The following is a 14,843-nucleotide window of genomic DNA, read 5'->3' on the forward strand; positions in this document are numbered from 1 at the left end:
GCCTTCTCAGAGCACGCAGACTCCGGGGCGAACGAGGCCCGGCCGTCAGGGCCTCACCGCGCCCAGGCGGGAGTCCAGGTTCCGGCGGCGCCGTGGCCGGGCGAGACGGCGGCGAGGTGGGCCCGCAGGGCGGGCAGCGCGGGGTGCGGGTTGTCGCGGTGCCACAGCAGCGAGTGCGGGTAGACGGGCGTCGGGTCGGTGACCGGGATGCGGCGCAGGCCGTGGCCGGCGGGCCAGACCAGGCGAGTGTGCTGGCCCATGAAGGTGGCAAGGCCCGGAGTGTCGGCGACGGTGTCGAGCAGCGCGTCGGAGCCGAAGTTGGGGCCGGTGGCCTCGATGGTCAGGCCGAACTGGGCGACGAGGTCCTCGTAGTAGACGGCCCACTCGGTTCCGGGGACGGCGCCGGGCATCCAGATCCGGTGCCCGACCAGCTGAGCCAGGGTCACGGAGCGCGCGCCGGCCAGTGCGTGGGCGGGGCCGATGAGCAGCTCGAGCTGCTCGTCGAGTACGCGCACGGATTCGACGTCATCGGGCAGGGGCCTGCCGGGCGCGGCGACGGCGCGGAAGGACGCGTCGATCGTGCCGGAGCGGATGGCGGCCACGGCCGTGGCGATGTCGAAGACCATGACGACGTCGAGCTCGATGTCCGGGTGGGCGCGGTGGAAGCCGCGCATCAGGCCCGAGGCGGCGCCACGCGAGGAGATCATGTCGACGCGCAGCGGGCGGCGGCTGGCGTGCACGGACGCGGCGGCCCGCTCGGCCACGCGCAGCAGCTCGCGCGCGTGCGGCAGGAACGCCTGCCCGTCGATGGTCAGCTCGGCGCCGCGGGGCGTGCGAGTGAACAGCCGCACGCCGAGGCTGCGCTCCAGTGCGGCGATGCGCTTGGAGACGGCCTGCTGGGTGACCGCCAGCTCGGCGGCGGCCTCCTGGAACTGCCCGGCGTCGGCGGCGACGACGAAGGTGCGTACGGCATCCAGGTCCATGACGGCACCCTACGGTCACAACCGTCGGTTGTAGGCAGGCGGGCTTCTGGTTGTTTGATCTACGGCGGCGCCGCTCGCTTGGATGCTTGCGCACGCGGATCGGTTGTGCGGTCGAACGGCGAGGGGCATCGGCATGGGCAGAGGGGACCGTCTGAACGCCGCGCGCCTGCTCGGGCACCGGCTGGGGCGGCGCTTCGGGTGGCTGTGGGCGGCGTACGGGACCAGCGCGCTGGGCACGTGGCTGGCGTTCGGCGCGTTCCCGCTGATCGCGATCCGGGTCCTGCACGCCGGGCCGGTCCAGGTCGCGGCGCTCTCCTCCGCCGGGACGGCCGTGGGCGCGGCCGCGGCGGTGCCGCTGGGCCCGTGGGTGGAGGCGCGGCGCAAGCGGCCGGTGCTGGTCGCGATGGACCTGGTGCGATGCGCGGCGCTACTCACCGTCCCCGTCGCGTTCGCGCTCGGCGTGCTCAGCTTCCTGCAGCTGCTACTGGTCTCGGTCGTGGTCGCGGCCGCCGACATCACCTTCCGCGCCGGGTCCGGCGCGTACCTCAAGACGCTGGTGCCGGCCGAGGAGCTGCTGGCCGCCAACGCCCGGTTCGAGTCCACCGCCTGGAGCACCACGATCATCGGGCCGCCGCTGGGCGGAGCCATGATCGCGCTACTCGGCCCGGTGGCGACGGTGGTGGCCGACGCGGTCAGCTACCTGCTCTCCGCGCTCGGCATCCGCGCGACGGCCGGGCACGAGCCGCTGCCCGGGCGCCGGGACACAAAACGCGGGCGGGTCGCGGACCTGCTCGAGGGGTGGCGCTACATCCTCGCCGACGCGGCGCTGCGCCCGCTGTTCTACAACACGGCGTTGTACAGCGCTCTGGTGATGGCCACGCAGCCGCTGCTCGCGGTGTTGATGCTCGGCAGGCTCGGGTTCGCGCCCTGGCAGTACGGTCTCGCGTTCGCCGCGCCCTCGATCGGCGGGCTGGTCGGCTCGCGCCTCGCCGGTCCGCTGGTCAACCGGTTCGGGCAGCATCGGGTCCTGGTCGCGGCCGGAGCGCTGCGCGCGCTGTGGCCCATCGGCCTGGCCTTCATCGCTCCCGGCGCCGGAGGGCTGCTGCTGGTGATCGGCGTGGAACTGGGGCTGATCTTCTGCTGCGGGATCTTCAACCCGATCTACGCCACCTACCGGCTCGAACGCACCGCGACCGACCGGGTCGCCCGCACGCTGTCCGCCTGGTCCGTGTCGACTAAGGCCGTGACCGCGCTGCTGACCGCGGCGTGGGGCACGCTGGGCGAGCTGCTGGGCCCGCGCACCGCCATCGCCCTGGCCGGAGTGTTTCTCCTGGCGACCCCGCTGCTGCTGCCGCGCGACACGGCCGGACGGCGGCAGGTCTGCGCCGTCCGGCCGCGGTATCGCGACGGCTAGCTGCTTTCGACCATCAGGCCGGCCATCATCCCTTCGTCCTCGTGCTTGAGGATGTGGCAGTGCAGCATGTACATGTACGTGCTGTCGGCGTAGTCGGTGAACTTCATCGCGATCTTCACCGTCGAGCCGCCGACGACCTCGACCGTGTCCTTCCAGCCGACGTCCGCGCCGGTGGGTGCGGTGCCGTCGACGGAGACGATCTGGAACGGCACGTCGTGCAGGTGGAAGGAGTGCTCCAGCTGCGTGGCGTTGGTGACCGTCCAGATCTCCTCGGCGTCGAGGGTCGTGGTGATCATGTTCGACTCCATCGCCGCCATGGTGGTGCCCGCGACGCCGTTGATCAGCATGGTGAGGCCGCTCTGGCTCAGCGTGATGGTGCGGGCCGTGAAGGCGCTGGTGTCGTAGCGCTCGATGGAGTTGAGCGAGGCGGGCAGGGCCGCCGGGGTGTCCGAGGCGTCCGGTGTGATGGTCAGGAATTCGTAGGTGCCGCTGCCGCCCTTGACCCAGCCGGTGGTGATGACGGCCTGCAGGGTGACCGCCGCGGTCAGGTCCAGGACCACCTCGGCCCGCGCGCCGGCCACCAGGCGGATCGAGGTGACGTCGGTGGCCGCGGTCAGGTAGCCCTGCTCGGTGGCGATCTGGGTCGTGGTGCCGCCGTCGGTGCGGCTGACGGTGATGATGTCGGCGGGGGAGGCGTTGAGCAGCCGCAGCCGGGTGCGGGTCTTGGTGGCGGTGAACGTGAGCGTGGTGGAGTCGACATTGACGCCGTTGCACAGCACCGGGAACTTCAGGTTCGCGGTGAGGTAGCCGGAGAGGTTGTACTTGATGTCGCCGGAGGAGTCCACAGCCAGGCACTGCAGGATCACCGGGATGTCGTCGACCCCGTAGTCGCTGGGCAACGCGGCGGTGGCGGCGGAGTCGTCCTCGACGATGATCATGCCGGCCAGGCCCTTGACGACCTGTTCGGCGGTGGTGCCCAGGGCGTGCGGGTGGTACCAGAGGGTGGCCGCGTCCTGGTTCACCGTCAGCTCGGGGGACCAAGTGGCGCCGTCGGAGAAGGCGACCTGCGGGCCGCCGTCCACCTTGGCCGGAACGTGCGCGCCGTGCCAGTGCACGGTGGTGTCCGCGCCGAGGTTGTTGGTCACGTTCATCTGCACGCTTTGGCCGTTGGTCCACTTCATGGTGGGCCCGAGGTAGGAGCCGTTGAAGCCCATAGTGCTGCTGGTCACTCCGCTGAGCACCTCGTGGGTGCCGGCCTGCATCTGCAGCGTGTAGGCGGTTACGCCGCCGGAGGTGGTGCCGGAGAGCAGGTCGGGGTAGGTGAAGGTGTCCGCGGAGGCCGCTTGGGCCGTGGTGTTGTTCGCCGCGAAGACCGACGCCCCGGTGGCCGCCGCGCCGACGCCGAGGGCGCCGCCGATCAGGAAGCCGCGCCGGGAGGGGCCTCGCTTGCCCGGCGTCCCGGCCGGGCTCGGTGTAGGTGACATGACGCAGGATGCTGATGCGGTGATCTTGACCCGGGGTGGGACGCGGATGAGAGCCGCCGCAGATCTGACGGGCCGTCGGCGGCCGGAACTATGGCAAGGCTGATAGAAAGCTGAGAAGCGGCTATGAGTAACCACTGCGACGTCGCGTCAGTTCTGTGGCGACAGCGGTGCAGAGGGGTTGCTGTGCAGGCGGTGGCCGAGACGTGCCCTGGCCGTGTGGCGCGGCGGCGATCGGGGGAGGCTGTGGCCGGTTACAGGTCGGTGGCCCGAGGGTGGCGCGGCTCGTAGATTCCCACGGCGCCGCCGCCGGGCAACCGGAGCTTGGTCACGCGTCCCCAGCGCGCCTCGGTGACCGGCTCGCTGAACTGCACGCCGCGCGCGGTCAGCCGCTGCATGACCGTGTCCAGGTCGCTGCACATCAGGTACAGCTCGTGCTGTTGCGTCGCCTCGGTGGGATGAACGGCCAGCTCGGCCGGCGGCAGCTTGAAGACCAGCCAGCCGCCTCCGGCATCGACATGCGGGTACTCCAGCACGTCGCGGAAGAAGGCCCGGTCGGCCTCGGCGTCGTGGCTGTACACGATGACGTGCGCGCCGTCGATCATGTGGATAAGGATAGTTGGATCTGCGGTGCGCACTGCGGGGCGAGGAATGCGAGCAGGCGCAGTGCCTCGCCGGTGAGCGCCTCGCGGTCCGCAGCCGACAGCGGTGTGAAGTGCTGGATCGTCAGCAGGGCGGTGCCTGCGGCGGCGTTGCGCTCGACGCGCCACAGGCCGGCGTAGACGCCGTCGAGCAGGAAGTAGCCGAGCGTGGCGCCGTTGCCCGGGAAGAGCGGGACGCGGTATCCGTGCGGGTTCACGCGGGTGCGGTCGGCGTGGGAGAAGAGCAGGTTGTCGTACTCGGGCAGGAACCGCGCGGGCGCCGGGACGTCCGGGTCCGGGCGCGGTGCGTGCGGCAGGTCGAAGAGTTCTGCGCCGTTCTCGCCCTTGATGACGCGCAGGGACGGGCGCAGGCGGTCGAAGACTTCGCGCAGCCGGGTCAGGCCGCTCCACGCCTGGGCGTCCATGACCGTGGCGGGTCCGAACGCCTGCAGGTAGCGCAGCACCATCGCGTCGAGGTCGGGCTTGTCCAGCGGGTCGCGTCCGAGCCACGCGCGGGTGGTCGTGTGCGCGATGCGGCCGCTTTCGCCCCACACGCCGCGCGGCGGGACCTGCACCAGCGGCAGCTGGGCGCGGGCGGCTTGGGCGAGCGCCGCGGGGTCGCGGTCGGGGAACCGCTTGGCCAGCAGTGTGCCGAGTTCGGCGAAGGTGCGCGGCTCCTGCTCGGTCAGCTCGCGTGCCGCCTCGGCCAGCTGTGTACGGTCAAGGTCCCGGTAGTGCCGTCCGAACGCGCCTTGTGTGCCGCGTTCGATCACCGGATCGACCAGCGTGCGCCACGCCAGCGCGTCCTCGGCGGTCACGAGGTGGATCGTGCCGCGCATCAGCGCGATGCGCACCACCTGCCGCTGCTGGTAGAGCGCGGACAGCTCGTCGGTGGTGAAGCCGCTTAGCCGGGTCCACAGCCCGACGTACGGGGCGAGCGGCGCCTGGGCCTGCATCCCGCCGAGGTGCGCGATCTCCGCCTCGGCCGCCGCCTCGGTGCGCTCCAGCAGGTGCTGGCGCGCGAGTGTGGCGCGCCCCGCGGCGCGCGGGGACAGGACGGCGCCGGCCATGAGACCTCCGGGGCGAGCGAAGCGTTCAGACGCGGTGACGATACCGTCAGGTCGCGGCTCCGGTGCGCATCCAGGCGTCGCGGCGCTCCCGCAGCGCCAGCGCGACCCAGCGCGCGAGCGTGAACACCCCGATCACGCACCACAGCCCGGTCAACGCACTGCCGGAACCGGACCCGCCGACCACACCCGCGGCCAGGTGCGGCGGATCGACGGCGCGCAGAACCGCGAGCCCGCCTAGGAACACCCCGGTGCATGCCAGCGCCGCCCACGCCAGGTACACCGCGTCACCGGCCCCGATCAACACACCGTCGAGCACGAACACCGCTGCGGCCGGCAACTGCAGCACCGCGGCCAGCGCGAGGACAGGCATCAGCGCGGCGCGTACCGCAGGATCCGGGGTGAACAACGGCACGTACAGCGGCCGGGCGGCCCACAGCGCTAGCCCGGTCAGCACGCCGAACCCGATGCCCCAGCGCACCATGCGCCGCACCGTCGCCCGCACCCGCGCGCGGTGCCCGGCTCCCAGATCCCGGCCGACCAGCGCCTGCGCCGCGATCGCCAGCGCGTCGAGGGCGAGGGCGAGGGTCAGCCACAGGTTCGTGGCGATCGTGTGCGCGGCCAGCGCGACGGTGCCGTAGCTGCCCGCGGTCCACACCGCGGCCAGCAGGTAGATGCGCAGTGCGACGGTACGCGCCAGCAGCGCCGCGTTCGCGCCGAGCGAGGCGCGGATGGCGGCGCGGTCGGGGCGAAGCGGCACGTCGTGGGCGCGGGCTGCGCGGGCCACGGCGGCGCAGTACGCGGCGGCCATCGCACCCTGCACCAACACCGTGCCCAGCGCCGAGCCGGCGATGCCGAGGCCCGCCGGGTACACCAGCGTCCAGTTCAGCGCCGTGTTCGCCACCGCGGCGACGGCCGCGACCAGCAGCGGGGTGCGCGTGTCCTGCAGGCCGCGCAGCAGCCCGGTCGCCGCCAGCACGGCGAGCATCGCGGGCAGCCCGAGACAGCTGACGCGCAGGTAGGTGACCGCGTAGGGCGCGGCGGCCGGGGTGGCGCCCAGCAGCGCGACGATCCGCGGCGCGAAGACGGTGCCGACGACGGCCAGCAGCAGGCCGAGCGCGGCGGCCAGGTAGATGCCGTCGACGCCGCGGGCCAGCGCGCCGCGCCGATCCCCGGCCCCGAGCAGTCGCGCCACCTGCGCGGTGGTGCCGTAGGCGAGGAAGACGCACACGTTGACCAGGGTGGCCAGCGCCGTGCCGGCGGTGCCGAGGCCGGCCAGCTGCGCGGCGCCCAGGTGCCCGACGATCGCGGAGTCGGCCAGCAGGAACAGCGGCTCGGCGATCAGCGCGCCGAGCGCCGGGACCGCGAGGCGCAGTATCTCGCGGGCCGACGCGCCCCGATCTTCCTCGTGGCCGGACGGGCCGCCGCTCGAGGAGGGGTCGGGGACGGCTGGAGCGTGGCGGCGGCCGGGGGCGGGGTCGTGGTCGCGGAACGGATTGATCGGTGGGTCGTCGCCGGGGCGCGTCGACGGGTTCGCCGACGCCTCGCCGCGGTCCTCCGGGCGGGCCTGGCGGCGCACGGCCGGCCGCGCGCGCAGCAGCCCGAGGACGGTGCGGCGTGCGGTTTGCGGGGTCGCGGCGCTCGTCCTCACGTCTCCCGATCATGCCATGCGCCGCGCGGCGAACCGATCTGACGAGGCGCCAGGGCGCGGCAGAACACTGGGCTGCGCCAGGAAGAGGACATCGAACTGCGCCAGGCCGCGCGCGGGTCGCGCCGGGTTGGTGACGCTCGCGGATTTCGATCGCTGCTTAAGCGCAGGCGGCGGGCGGTGCGGGAAATCGGGGGTCGCCGCGTGTCGGGCGGTTCTGGCAAGCTCGGACGCGCCGACCGACCGCGCCGCCAGGAGCCGCCGTGACCGCCGCCCAAGTCTCCGCAGCCGACGACCGCCTGATACCCCGTCACCGGACTTCAGGCGCGCCCGCCGCGCTGCCGCTGACCGCCCGTGAGCTCGCCCCCGACCACGAGCAGGTCGGGCAGGTCGAGCCGCTGGGCGCCGGCTGGCTGACCGTGACCGTGGTCATCGGGATCATGGCCGCGCTGATCGCCATCGGCGGCATGGTGCTCTCCTTCCGGGCCGTGAGCACCGAGATGATCCCCGCGTTCGGGGCGCGCTGGGCCTGGCTGGTGCCGATCGTGGTCGACATGACCGTGTTCGTGTTCTCCGGGGTCGACCTCGTGCTCGCCCGCCTGGACATGAGCCACCCGCTGGCGCGCTGGACCGTGTACGGCGCGACCGGCGGCACCGTGTGGCTGAACTACTCGGTCGGCGGCAGCGTCGCCGGGCGTGTCGCGCACGTGCTGATGCCCTCGATCTGGGTCGTGTTCGTGGAGCTGATGCGGCACGTGGTGCGCCGCCAGGCGAACCTGGCCACCGGGTCGCACCGCGAGCCGATCCCGACCGCGCGCTGGCTGCTCTCGCCGTGGCCGACGCTCAAGCTGTGGCGGCGCATGGTGCTGTGGCGGGTGCATTCGTATCCGCGCGCGCTGGACCAGGAGAAGATGCGCCTGGGCGCGGTCGCGGCGGCGCGGGAGATGCACGGGCGGCTGTGGCGCTTCCGCATCAGCCCGCTGACCCGCCTGCAGATCAACCTGGGCGAGCTGGGCGCGAATGACCTGAGGCCGGGAGCGGCGACGGCGGTGGCGGGGACGGGGGCGATGCTGGACGGCGGGATGGCGACGCAGCGGCTCAACGGTGCGGCGCTCGCGGCGCCCGTCGCGCGGGCTGCGGCGACGAACGGGTACGCGGCCGAACCGGGCGACCTGACTGCCGACATTGTCCAGGCCGGGCACGTGAACGCCACGATGGCCAACGGCTCACCGGCCTACGCACCGGATACGCAGGCAGCGCCCGCAGTGCACACCGCGCCGGAGACGCACAATCACGTGGCGCCCGAATCGGTCAACGGCGCGTCAGCCGTCCCGGCGCAGCGCCCGCAGCCGCCTGCGAACGGATCCGAGACGCTGCCCGGCGTCGCCGCGGCGGGAGCGGCCGCAGGCGCCATCGCCCGCGAAGCGTCGGCGCAGCACGCCGCCAACCACCTCGCCCCGAGCCCGACCCACCACGCCGCCACTGCGGCGACGGGCGCGACAACGCGCACCGGCCCGCAGCAGGCCGCGACCGGCGTGCCCGCGCAGCGTGCCCACGCCGCGCCGCCGGCCGTGGCCTTCCCCTCGAACGGTCGGCGTCAGGAGCCGGAGCAGGGCCCGGCCGACGCCGCGGCCCGACAGGAGCCGCCGCACGTCGAGTTCCAGGCGCCGCCCCCGATGCCGCCGCTGCCGCGCCGCAGCGTCCGGGAGAGCGAACTGCTCACCGCCGCGCGCCAGGTCGAGCGGTGGCGCGGTCAGCCCTCCGCCACGCGCATCAGCCGCGAACTGGGCATCGGCATGCAGCTGGCCACCTTCCTGGCCAACGCCCTGCGCGAGGAGGACGGGCTCGCGCCGGACGAGAGCTGACCTGCCACCGCCCAGCCGCCGCCCCGCTGCTGTCCTGTCGCAGTGGCGGGCGCAGTGCTGGGCCTGCGGACGCGGAGCGTGCCCCCGCGCGCGGGCCGCGTCGGGTGCGGCGCGCGGATCGGAATACGCGCCTGTCACTGCTACCGTTGTAAGTAGCCGTTCATCCCGGACGGGAGAGTCCCGCGCCGCCGCGGGCGCCGAAGGAGCAACCCCTCCCCGGAATCTCTCAGGCACACGGACCGTACGGGACAGGCGACTCTGGAAAGCGAGGACGCGGCCGCGTGCCCACCGGGCCCGGCAGTGCCCTCCACCGACGGTGAAAACCGGGCGATCGACCCCAACGGCGGGGCGGGCAGCCCGGCGAAGCTCTCAGGTCCCATGACAGAGGGGGAGAAGCCGACGCGCGACCGCCGCGCGCCGGAATGGGACCCGCTGGAGGCTCGCGATGGCCGACTCCGCCACCACCACGACCCCCATCCCGCAGCCGGCCGGCCCGCCCCAGCCGGGCCCCGCGCCCGCGGCGCCGTACCCCGGGAACCCGAACCCCGCACCCTCAAGCAGCGCAGCCTCCAGCAGCGCAGCCTCGAACCCGGAGCGGGCGAATACCGGCCCGTCGCTGACCGATCTGGAAGGCGCCTCCCCGTTCGCGGCCCGGCACATCGGCCCCGGTCCCGAGGACCAGGCCAAGATGCTCGCGCTGCTCGGCTACGGCTCCCTCGACGAGCTGACCGAGGCCGCCGTCCCGGCCACCATCCGCAGCGCCGAGCCGCTCGCGCTGCCGCCGGCCCGCTCCGAGGCCGAGGTCACCGCCGAACTGCGCGACCTGGCCGCCCGCAACCGGGTGCTGCGCAACATGATCGGCCTGGGCTACTACGGCACCGTCACCCCGTCGGTCATCCGCCGCGGCGTGCTGGAGAACCCGGCCTGGTACACCGCGTACACCCCGTACCAGCCGGAGATCTCCCAGGGCCGGCTCGAGGCGCTGCTCAACTTCCAGACCATGGTCGGGGACCTGACCGCCCTGCCGACCGCCAACGCCTCGCTGCTGGATGAGGGCACGGCGGCCGCCGAGGCGATGACGCTGGCCAAGCGCTCGGCGAAGAACAAGTCGAACACCTTCCTCGTCGACGCCGACCTGTTCCCGCAGACCCTCGCGGTGCTGCAGACCCGCGCCGAGCCGCTCGGCATCGAGCTGCTCGCGGTCGACCTGGGCGGCGACCTGCTGCCCGACGTCGACTACTTCGGCGTGCTGGCCCAGTACCCCGGCGCCACCGGCACAGTGCGCGACCTGGCGTGGGTGGCCGAGGCGGCGCACGCGCGCGGCGCGCTGTTCGCGGTGGCCGCCGACCTGCTCGCCCTGACCCTGCTGCGCGCGCCCGGCGAGTTCGGCGCCGACATCGCGGTGGGCACCACCCAGCGCTTCGGCGTGCCGCTCGGCTTCGGCGGCCCGCACGCCGGCTACATCGCCGTGCGCGACGGCCTGACCCGCGCGCTGCCCGGCCGCCTGGTCGGCGTCTCCCAGGACGCCGACGGCGATCCCGCCTACCGCCTGGCCCTGCAGACCCGCGAGCAGCACATCCGCCGCGAGAAGGCCACCAGCAACATCTGCACCGCGCAGGTCCTGCTCGCGGTGACCGCCGCGATGTACGCGACCTACCACGGCCCGGACGGGCTGAGCGCGATCGCGCGCCGCGCCCACCGCTACGCCACGGTGCTGGCCGCCGGGCTGCGCACCCGCGGCTACCGCATCGCCTCCGCATCGTTCTTCGACACCATCACCGTGCAGGTGCCCGGCCGCGCCGCCGAGCTGTGGCACGCCGCCCGCCTCGCCGGGGTCAACATCCGCCTGGCCAGCGCCGACGCGGTGTCCATCTCCTGCGACGAGACCACCACCTACTCCGACCTGCAGGCCCTGTGGGGCGCCTTCGGCATCGAGGGCGCGCAGGTGCACCTGCTGGACGAGAACACCCCCGACGCGCTGCCCGCCGCCCTGCTGCGCACCAGCGCGTTCCTGACCCACCCGGTCTTCCACCGGCACCGCTCCGAGACCGCGATGCTGCGCTACCTGCGCCGCCTCGCGGACCGCGACGTGGCGCTGGACCGCTCGATGATCCCGCTCGGCTCCTGCACGATGAAGCTGAACGGCACCACCGAGATGGAGCCGATCACCTGGCCCGAGTTCGCGGACCTGCACCCCTTCGCCCCGCTGGAGCAGGCCGGCGGGTACCTGACCCTGATCGGGCAGCTGGAGCGGTGGCTGGCCGAGGCCACCGGCTACGACCGGGTCAGCGTCCAGCCCAACGCCGGCTCCCAGGGCGAGCTGGCCGGGCTGCTGGCGGTGCGCGCCTACCACCGCGCCCAGGGCCAGGGACAGCGCGACGTGTGCCTGATCCCCTCCTCCGCGCACGGCACTAACGCCGCCTCCGCGGTCATGGCCGGGATGCGCGTGGTCGTGGTCGGCTGCCGGGAGAACGGCGACGTGGACGTCGACGAGCTGCGCGAGAAGATCGCCGAGCACCGCGACCGCCTGGCCGTGCTCATGGTCACCTACCCCTCCACCCACGGGGTGTTCGAGGAGCAGATCACCGACGTGTGCGCGGCGGTGCACGAGGCCGGCGGGCAGGTCTACGTCGACGGCGCGAACCTCAACGCGCTGGTCGGGCTGGCCAAGCCGGGCCGCTTCGGCGCGGACGTCTCGCACCTGAACCTGCACAAGACCTTCTGCATCCCGCACGGCGGCGGCGGCCCCGGCGTCGGACCGGTCGCGGTGCGCGCCCACCTGGCCCCGTTCCTGCCCAACCACCCGCTGCACCCGGTCGCCGGACCGCAGCGCTCGGCGGCTCCCGCGGTCGGGCCGGTCTCGGCGGCCCCGTGGGGCTCGGCCGGGATCCTACCGATCCCGTGGGCGTACATCCGGCTGATGGGCGCCGAGGGCCTCAAGCGCGCCACCCAGGTCGCGGTGCTGGCGGCCAACTACGTGGCCGCGCGCCTGGCCCCGCACTACCCGGTGCTCTACACCGGCCCCAGCGGCCTGGTCGCGCACGAGTGCATCCTGGATCTGCGGGAGATCACCCGGGCGACCGGCATCACCGTGGAGGACGTGGCCAAGCGACTGATCGACTACGGATTCCACGCCCCGACCATGTCGTTCCCGGTGGCCGGCACGCTGATGGTGGAGCCGACCGAGTCGGAGGACCGCGGCGAGCTGGACCGCTTCTGCGAGGCGATGATCGCGATCCGCGGTGAGATCGAGCAGGTGGCCTCGGGCGCCTGGGACCGTGAGGACAACCCGCTGCGTCAGGCCCCGCACACCGCGGCCAGCATCGCCGGGGAGTGGACGCACCCGTACGACCGGGCCACCGCCGTGTTCCCCGCCGGGCACGCGCAGGCCGCGGACAAGTACTGGCCGCCGGTGCGCCGCATCGACGGCGCGTACGGCGACCGCAACCTGGTGTGCTCCTGCCCGCCGGTCACCGAGCTGGCCGAGGGCTAACCGGAGCGCGACGGCCCTGTAGCTGGCGGCCAGCGCCGCGACCCCGGTTGCGCGCTGGCCGTGGCAGGCCGGAGCAAACAACGGGGCACGCCCGCAGCAAGAGCAAGCACGGTGTTGACGCGCAGGCGCCGTCCCGGCCGGTGGTTGATCCGGCGGGGCGGCGCCTGACGGTGCTCTGGCCGCGTGCGCGTAAGACTCACGCGGGTGCCCGTGCCCCGTCCCCGTGCCCCGCACCCCCGTGCGGTTCGGCGCGGCCCGCCGTGCGTGGGCCGCGAGCAACTGGCCGGCGTTGTGCCCCGGTCAGCGCTGAGCGGGTATCAGCTCGCTGCCCGGCAGCAGCGCGCCGAGGTCGTCGAACACGATCACTCCGTTGCACAGCAGCGACCAGCCCTGCTCCGGGTGCGACGCGACGACGTGGGCGCGGTAGCGGTCCGCGGCGTCGGACGGCGGGCAGGCGGGCTGGTGGCGGCAATGCGCGGGAAGTGCGGTCCCCGTGGCGGCGCGCGGTGCGAGCGCTTCCGATCGAGCGGCGCCGGATGTGGTAGCAGGCATTGGGTGTCCCTCCCTCGGGACGAGTCGTTCGCCTCTACCGCCAGTGTCCGCTCGCACCGGGCCTGATGGCGGGATTCGGCTCGCGGTCAGCCCTTCCGCGCAGACGAACTACCCGAATGGGCGGGGCCCGTCTGGCCCGAATGGGCTAGACCAGTTTCTGTTCTGAACGGACCCAGTAGACGCCGATTCCCCGGCAACATCAAGAGGCTCGCGCGACCGCTCGGCGATCGGTCGCGATCACCCGGCGCAGCGCCGCCCGCCAGCGCAGTCGCGGATGAAACTTGCGCGACGCACCGCCGCCGAACGTGCGCGCAACGTCGCCGCGAGCGGCTCTTCGATCACCCCGCGCCGCGCGGCGCAGCAGGGTCGCAGGGCCTTTCGGGCGAACCGCTCGGCGTGTCGCCCGCCGTGACCAACGGCCCTGAGAGCGCGGCAACCGGGTCCGCACTGAAAGCAAGCCGCGTTGAAAAGCAAGAGGCGCGCCGGCCGGAAGCGTGCGGGCCGTACATCCCGTCCGCTCCCGGCCGGCGCGCAACCCTGATGCGGTTACCGCTCGTCGCGGTCCGTCGTGTCCTCCGCCTCGATCGCGATCGGCTCGTCGCGCTGCGCCGGCGGCGTGTTGAAACTGCGCTTGACCGAGTCCAGGATCGTCAGGCCCTGCCCGACCAGCCCGGCCGCGATCTCCCCGAGGCCGTCCGCGCCGTTGAGCACGTTCACGTTCGCCCCGGCCAGGCCGCGTGCCGCCTCCTTGACGATCTGCGGCAGCTGGTCGATCAGCATCCGGTCCAGCGCCACCCGGTCGTTGCTGGCCGCCGCCTCGGCCTGGATGCGCATGCGCTCGGCCTCGGCCTGGGCCAGCAGCTTGATCCGCTGCGCGTCCGCCTCGGCCGGCTTGATCACCTCGGCGACCAGCTGCTGCTGGCGCAGCTCGGCCGCGCGCTGCGCCAGCTCGGTCTGCGCCGCCAGCACCTCGCGCTGCGCGTTGGCCTGCGCCAGCGGACCGGCCTGCGCCGCCTCGGCCTGCGCCCGGTCGATCTGCGCCTTGTACTCGGCCTGCACCACCGCGGTCTGCCGCGCGTACTCGGCCTGCGCGCGCTGCGCCTCCTGCTGCGCCTGCTGGGCGGCCTGGGTGGCCTGCGCCTGCGCGATCTGCGCCTGCCGCTGGATCGCCGCCTTGTGCGGGGCGCTCATCGCGTCGATGTACCCGCTGCCCATGTCGTCGATCGACTGGATCTGCAGCGAGTCCACGATCAGCCCGATCTTCGCCATCTCGGCCTTCGAGGTGTCCAGCACCTCGGTGGCCAGCTTCTGGCGCTCGGTGACGATCTCCTCCACCGTCATCGACCCGATGATCGAGCGCAGATGACCGGCGAAGATCCGCCCCGTGAGGATCGACATCTGGTTCTGGTCGGACAGGAAGCGCTGCCCCGCGTTGACGATGCTCTCCGGGTCGTTGCCCACCTTGAACGCGATCACCGCGCGCACGGTCAGCGAGATGCCCTGCCGCGTCACGCAGGTCTCGGCGACCTCGGCCTCGCACATGGCCAGCGTCAGGAACCGCACCTTGCGGAAGACCGGCGGCACGAACTTGCCGTGCCCGGTCACCACCCGAAACGGCGCCCCGCCCTGCCCCCGTCGCCCCCCGGAGATCAGCATCGCCTGGTCTGGGGCGGGCACCTTGTACCCGAACATCGCATAC

Annotated in this window: 10 protein-coding genes and 1 riboswitch; of the genes, 3 read left to right on the forward strand and 7 right to left on the reverse strand. The window is 73.3% G+C overall.

Annotated features, from left to right (window positions below; genetic code table 11):
• Window positions 1-53: 53 nt before the first annotated feature.
• Window positions 54-983 (reverse strand): LysR family transcriptional regulator, encoded by a 930-nt coding sequence (locus VFA06_RS09760; protein WP_324840133.1) that lies wholly within the window; start codon window positions 981-983, stop codon window positions 54-56.
• A gap of 133 nt (window positions 984-1,116) precedes the next feature.
• Between VFA06_RS09760 and VFA06_RS09765 the strand changes: the two genes are divergently transcribed.
• Window positions 1,117-2,397, forward strand: coding sequence for an MFS transporter (locus VFA06_RS09765; RefSeq protein ID WP_324840134.1), 1,281 nt, complete (start codon window positions 1,117-1,119; stop codon window positions 2,395-2,397).
• Here VFA06_RS09765 and VFA06_RS09770 read toward each other — a convergent pair.
• The 4 genes from VFA06_RS09770 to VFA06_RS09785 form a co-directional block, all read right to left on the reverse strand.
• The gene (locus VFA06_RS09770; protein WP_324840135.1) at window positions 2,394-3,881 is read right to left on the reverse strand and encodes a multicopper oxidase family protein; all 1,488 of its coding nucleotides are present in this window, start codon (window positions 3,879-3,881) and stop codon (window positions 2,394-2,396) included. The two genes, VFA06_RS09765 and VFA06_RS09770, sit on opposite strands and share 4 nt — an antisense overlap.
• Window positions 3,882-4,132: 251 nt before the next feature.
• On the reverse strand, window positions 4,133-4,483 hold the full coding sequence (locus VFA06_RS09775; protein ID WP_324840136.1) for an extradiol dioxygenase: 351 nt from the start codon (window positions 4,481-4,483) through the stop codon (window positions 4,133-4,135).
• Complete coding sequence (locus VFA06_RS09780) at window positions 4,480-5,589, reverse strand: winged helix DNA-binding domain-containing protein (RefSeq protein WP_324840137.1); 1,110 nt, start codon at window positions 5,587-5,589, stop codon at window positions 4,480-4,482. The genes VFA06_RS09775 and VFA06_RS09780 overlap by 4 nt, the downstream gene beginning before the upstream one ends.
• A 46-nt stretch (window positions 5,590-5,635) precedes the next feature.
• Window positions 5,636-7,237: an MATE family efflux transporter gene (locus VFA06_RS09785; RefSeq protein ID WP_324840138.1), complete on the reverse strand. Its 1,602-nt coding sequence runs from the start codon at window positions 7,235-7,237 to the stop codon at window positions 5,636-5,638.
• 260 nt (window positions 7,238-7,497) lie between these two features.
• Here VFA06_RS09785 and VFA06_RS09790 point away from each other — a divergent pair, with 260 nt between their 5' ends.
• Both VFA06_RS09790 and gcvP read left to right on the forward strand, forming a co-directional pair.
• The gene (locus VFA06_RS09790) at window positions 7,498-9,099 is read left to right on the forward strand and encodes a DUF2637 domain-containing protein (protein WP_324840139.1); all 1,602 of its coding nucleotides are present in this window, start codon (window positions 7,498-7,500) and stop codon (window positions 9,097-9,099) included.
• Window positions 9,100-9,259: 160 nt separating this feature from the next.
• Window positions 9,260-9,351, forward strand: a riboswitch (glycine riboswitch).
• A gap of 193 nt (window positions 9,352-9,544) precedes the next feature.
• A complete protein-coding gene (gene gcvP / locus VFA06_RS09795; protein WP_324840140.1) occupies window positions 9,545-12,592 on the forward strand; it encodes an aminomethyl-transferring glycine dehydrogenase in 3,048 nt (1,015 codons plus the stop codon).
• A 300-nt stretch (window positions 12,593-12,892) separates the two neighbouring features.
• On the opposite strand, the gene VFA06_RS09800 is transcribed toward gcvP, so the two are convergent.
• Both VFA06_RS09800 and VFA06_RS09805 read right to left on the reverse strand, forming a co-directional pair.
• The gene (locus VFA06_RS09800; protein ID WP_324840141.1) at window positions 12,893-13,144 is read right to left on the reverse strand and encodes a DUF5999 family protein; all 252 of its coding nucleotides are present in this window, start codon (window positions 13,142-13,144) and stop codon (window positions 12,893-12,895) included.
• A 546-nt stretch (window positions 13,145-13,690) separates the two neighbouring features.
• On the reverse strand, window positions 13,691-14,836 hold the full coding sequence (locus VFA06_RS09805) for an SPFH domain-containing protein (protein WP_324840142.1): 1,146 nt from the start codon (window positions 14,834-14,836) through the stop codon (window positions 13,691-13,693).
• Window positions 14,837-14,843 lie beyond the last annotated feature (7 nt).

It is taken from the genome of Actinocrinis sp., from assembly GCF_035653575.1.
Classification (GTDB): Bacteria; Actinomycetota; Actinomycetes; order Streptomycetales; family Catenulisporaceae; genus Actinocrinis.

Coding starts and splice junctions, on each gene's coding strand:
- VFA06_RS09770 (WP_324840135.1), bottom strand. CDS start 3,881: ATGTCACCTACACCGAGCCCGGCCGGGACGCCGGGCAAGCGAGGCCCC.
- VFA06_RS09805 (WP_324840142.1), bottom strand. CDS start 14,836: ATGTTCGGGTACAAGGTGCCCGCCCCAGACCAGGCGATGCTGATCTCC.
- VFA06_RS09765 (WP_324840134.1), top strand. CDS start 1,117: ATGGGCAGAGGGGACCGTCTGAACGCCGCGCGCCTGCTCGGGCACCGG.
- VFA06_RS09780 (WP_324840137.1), bottom strand. CDS start 5,589: ATGGCCGGCGCCGTCCTGTCCCCGCGCGCCGCGGGGCGCGCCACACTC.
- VFA06_RS09800 (WP_324840141.1), bottom strand. CDS start 13,144: ATGCCTGCTACCACATCCGGCGCCGCTCGATCGGAAGCGCTCGCACCG.
- VFA06_RS09760 (WP_324840133.1), bottom strand. CDS start 983: ATGGACCTGGATGCCGTACGCACCTTCGTCGTCGCCGCCGACGCCGGG.
- gcvP (WP_324840140.1), top strand. CDS start 9,545: ATGGCCGACTCCGCCACCACCACGACCCCCATCCCGCAGCCGGCCGGC.
- VFA06_RS09775 (WP_324840136.1), bottom strand. CDS start 4,483: ATGATCGACGGCGCGCACGTCATCGTGTACAGCCACGACGCCGAGGCC.